The sequence below is a fragment of the Paenibacillus zanthoxyli JH29 genome (assembly GCF_000520715.1).
GTDB classification, from domain to species: domain Bacteria; phylum Bacillota; class Bacilli; order Paenibacillales; family Paenibacillaceae; genus Paenibacillus_AQ; species Paenibacillus_AQ zanthoxyli.
Map to the genome: position 1 here is coordinate 1 of NZ_ASSD01000463.1, position 3,940 is coordinate 3,940.

At 51.9% G+C, this 3,940-nt stretch carries 4 protein-coding genes; all 4 read right to left on the reverse strand.

Translation table 11 applies throughout. The annotated features are described in order from the left end of the window. Positions 1 to 1,130: serine--tRNA ligase (serS, locus tag L691_RS0118015; RefSeq protein WP_025691810.1), on the reverse strand; the 1,130-nt coding region annotated here is incomplete at its 3' end. Positions 1,131 to 1,213: 83 nt separating this feature from the next. Continuing rightward, positions 1,214 to 1,798, reverse strand: coding sequence for a pyridoxal 5'-phosphate synthase glutaminase subunit PdxT (pdxT, locus tag L691_RS0118020; protein ID WP_025691811.1), 585 nt, complete (start codon positions 1,796 to 1,798; stop codon positions 1,214 to 1,216). A gap of 19 nt (positions 1,799 to 1,817) precedes the next feature. Further along, a complete protein-coding gene (gene pdxS / locus L691_RS0118025) occupies positions 1,818 to 2,699 on the reverse strand; it encodes a pyridoxal 5'-phosphate synthase lyase subunit PdxS (protein ID WP_025691812.1) in 882 nt (293 codons plus the stop codon). 106 nt (positions 2,700 to 2,805) lie between these two features. Beyond that, on the reverse strand, positions 2,806 to 3,940 hold a 1,135-nt coding region (locus L691_RS0118030; protein ID WP_025691813.1), incomplete at its 5' end, for a D-alanyl-D-alanine carboxypeptidase family protein.

Consider the following 3,940-nt stretch of genomic DNA (forward strand, 5'->3'; position numbering starts at 1 on the left):
TCTGGCTTGGCTTTCGGTTCCTTGCGGAAACGGATATTTGCCCGCCGGGCCTGGAAGTCCTCAGTGTTCGAGCAGGACGAGATTTCCCGGTACATCCCGCTTTCCGGCAGCCATACTTCCAGATCGTAGGTCTTCGCTGCCGTAAAGCCCATATCGCCCGTACAGAGCGCAAGCACACGATAAGGCAGTTCCAGCAGTTGAAGTACGCTTTCGGCGTCCGCCGTCATTTTCTCAAGCTCTTCGTACGAGGATTCAGGCGATGTCAGCTTGACCAGCTCTACCTTATTGAATTGATGCTGGCGGATCAGCCCTCGGGTATCCCGTCCCGCCGAGCCGGCTTCCGAGCGGAAGCAGGAGCTATAAGCGACAAAATATTTCGGTAAGTCAGATGCGTTCAGAATTTCTTCCCGATAATAGTTCGTTACCGGCACCTCGGCCGTTGGAATCAGATAATATTCCGTGTCGCGCAGCTTGAACAGGTCTTCTTCGAATTTAGGAAGCTGTCCCGTGCCGTACAGGCTGTCCTTATTGACAATATACGGCGGCAGCATTTCCTCGTAATGATGCTCTCCGCTGTGCAGATCCATCATAAAATTAATCACCGCGCGTTCCAGGCGGGCTCCAAGACCTTTATAAAATACGAAACGTGATCCCGTCACCTTCGCAGCGGCTTCAAAATCAAGGATATCCAGGTTCTGCGCCAGCTCCCAATGAGATTTGGGTGTAAACCCGAATTCGCGCGGCTGCGACCAGCGGCGAACCTCTTGATTCTCTTCTTCGGATTTGCCGACCGGCACCGATTCATGGGGAATGTTCGGAACGCTCAGCATCAGCTCAGAGATTTGATTTTCCAGGTCACGCACTTCATCGTCCAGTTCTTTGATCCGGTCGGATACATTTCGCATTTCGGCGATCAGCTCGTTGGCCGGCTCTCCGCTCTTTTTCCGCTTCGCAACCTCACCCGAGACGGTGTTCCGGCGGTTCTTCAGACTTTCGGTCTCCTGCAGCAATTCGCGGCGGCGAAGATCGAGCGCCGGAAATCCGGAGATCAAATCCTGCGATTTGCCCCGTTTATCAAGCGCCTGCTCCACCTTGGCATAATCGGTGCGCAATATTTTAACATCTAACACGACATTTCCCTCCTGAAACAGCCTTAACTCTTTCAAGCAGCCGGTGAAGGCTTTGAAAGAGTCAGGATGTTTTATATACAGTTCTATTGTTCGGCTGTCCGGGTGGTCTGCACCATATCCGCAAAATACTGGTGAAGCCGGTAATCATCCGTTAATTCCGGGTGAAAAGAAGATACGAGCAGGTTGCCCTCGCGCGCGGTAACAATCTCTCCGTTATAGACGGACAGCACCTCTACGCCCGGGCCCACCTTCTCGATGAGCGGAGCCCGAATGAATACCGCCCGAATCGGCTCCTCGATCCCTTTTACGTCCAGATCACATTCAAAGCTCTCCCGCTGTCTTCCAAAGGCATTCCGCGCAACGGTAATGTTCATCAGCTCAAGATGCGCCGGCTCTCCGCCCGCAATTTCTTTAGCCAGTACAATAAGTCCGGCGCAGGTCCCGAAGACCGGCTTGCCCTTACCTGCAAACTCGCGAATCGCTTCAATAAAGCCGTATTTACGCATCAGCTTGCCGATGGTCGTGCTCTCGCCTCCGGGGATGATCAGTCCATCCACCTCGGCTAGCTCCTCGACCCGCTTGATTGGCGTTCCTTCGGCTCCCGTCTTGCCGATGCTCGCAATATGTTCTGTTACGGCGCCCTGAAGCGCCAATACACCTATCTTCATTCCAAAGCCCTTCTCTCTATTACCAGCCGCGCTCGGACATCCGTTCGGCAGCGGTCAGAGTTGCAATATCAATGCCTTTCATCGCCGTACCAAGGTTCTTGGACACTTCAGCGATCAGCTTATAATCCGTGTAGTGAGTAGTCGCCTCAACAATAGCCCGGGCGAATTTCTCAGGGTTGTCCGATTTGAAAATACCGGAGCCTACGAATACGCCGTCTGCTCCCAGATGCATCATCAGTGCGGCATCGGCCGGAGTAGCCACACCGCCGGCAGCAAAGTTAACGACAGGCAGCTTGCCGAGCTCATGAACTTCAAGCAGCAGGTCATAAGACACGCCAAGATTTTTGGCTTCGGCATACAGCTCGTCCTTCGACAAATTTTGAACCTTACGGATTTGGCTGTTGATATAACGCATATGGCGCACCGCTTCTACGATGTTGCCGGTTCCCGGCTCGCCCTTGGTACGGATCATGGACGCGCCTTCGCTGATGCGGCGCAGCGCTTCTCCCAGATCCTTCGCTCCGCAAACGAAAGGCACGGTGAATTCACGTTTATCAATATGGAACACTTCATCCGCCGGCGTCAGCACTTCACTTTCATCCAGGTAGTCAACACCCAGGGATTCCAGCACCTTGGCTTCTACATAGTGGCCGATACGGGCTTTTGCCATAACGGGAATGCTTACAACCTTGATGACCTCTTCCACGATGGTAGGATCGGCCATACGGGCTACGCCGCCTGCCGCACGAATATCAGAAGGTACACGCTCCAATGCCATTACAGCCACAGCGCCTGCGGCTTCGGCAATTTTTGCCTGCTCCGCATTCATGACGTCCATGATGACGCCGCCTTTTTGCATTTCGGCCATACCTCTTTTAACTCTAGATGTTCCTGTTTCCATCTCTTCAAGCCTCCCGATAATCTATCTTAATCTAACTTTTTATTTTACCGCATGGCGGATAAATATACAAGCCATTTACTCGGAATTAAGTGCTTATCCGTTAATTTTAGAATAAATTTTTAATTCCCGAAAAAATATCCCTAAAAAAGTTTCCAATTGCCCTGAAGAGCAGCTTGAACCATCCGGCTTTCTCCGCTTCCTCGGATGTAATCAGATTGACCGTTTTTTGCTGGGGGTTTATGCCGTTAACTTTATAAGTATAGGTTACTTTCCCCACCTTCGTACCCTGGGCGATTGGCGCTACCAACGTCGACGGGTCATTGATCTGTACCGTTGTCGTAATCTGCGGAGAGGCTGTTCCCTTGGGAACGACGAAGGTAGCGCCTGCGTCAGTCACCACCGGCACTTCACTCTTCTTGCCCTTCTCAACGGGGACCGTTTCATTGCCGGCGACGGTCGCTTTGGCTGACACCACCTGCTTGACTTCAAAATTGTTAAATCCGAAATCAAGCACCTTCCTCGTCTCCGTAAAGCGGTGGGCTTCGGAATTCGCACCCATGACTACGCTGATCAGACGCATGCCATCCCGTACGGCAGTACCCGTAAAGCAGTTGCCCGCACTGGAGGTATGTCCCGTCTTCAACCCGTCAAGGCCCGGATAAGCATATGCTTTGAAGTTGGCGATACTCTTATTCGCTTCGAGCATCCAGTTGTAATTTATCATTGGCGCTGCATCACGTTCGCGGAACTTGTAGGATTGAATGGTTGTATATTTTGAGAAATCGGGATGATCTGTAACAATATGCTGGGCAAGAATTGCTGCATCCATCGCTGACATTACCGTTTCTTTATCCGTATCCGGACGGAATTTGGCCGGCATATCATCACGGCTAAGTCCGGTGGAGTTGACAAAATAGGCGGTTTTCATCCCCATCTTCTGGGCCGTCTCATTCATTAATTTGACGAATTCCTGTTCCGACCCGGAGAGGGTTTCGGCCAGAGCAACCGTGGCATCATTCGCAGAGCCAACGGCCATGGCTATGTACAATTCTTCAATTGTATGTTGGTCTCCTTCGGCCAAAAAAATGCGTGAACCGATCTGCTTCGCCGCATTCTCGGTAACGGTCACTTTCTGATTCCAGGACAGCTTGCCATTCTTGACCGCATCGGCGATCAGATATTCCGTCATCATCTTCGTCATACTGGCCGGAGGAAGCGGCACATCCGCATTCAGTGACAGG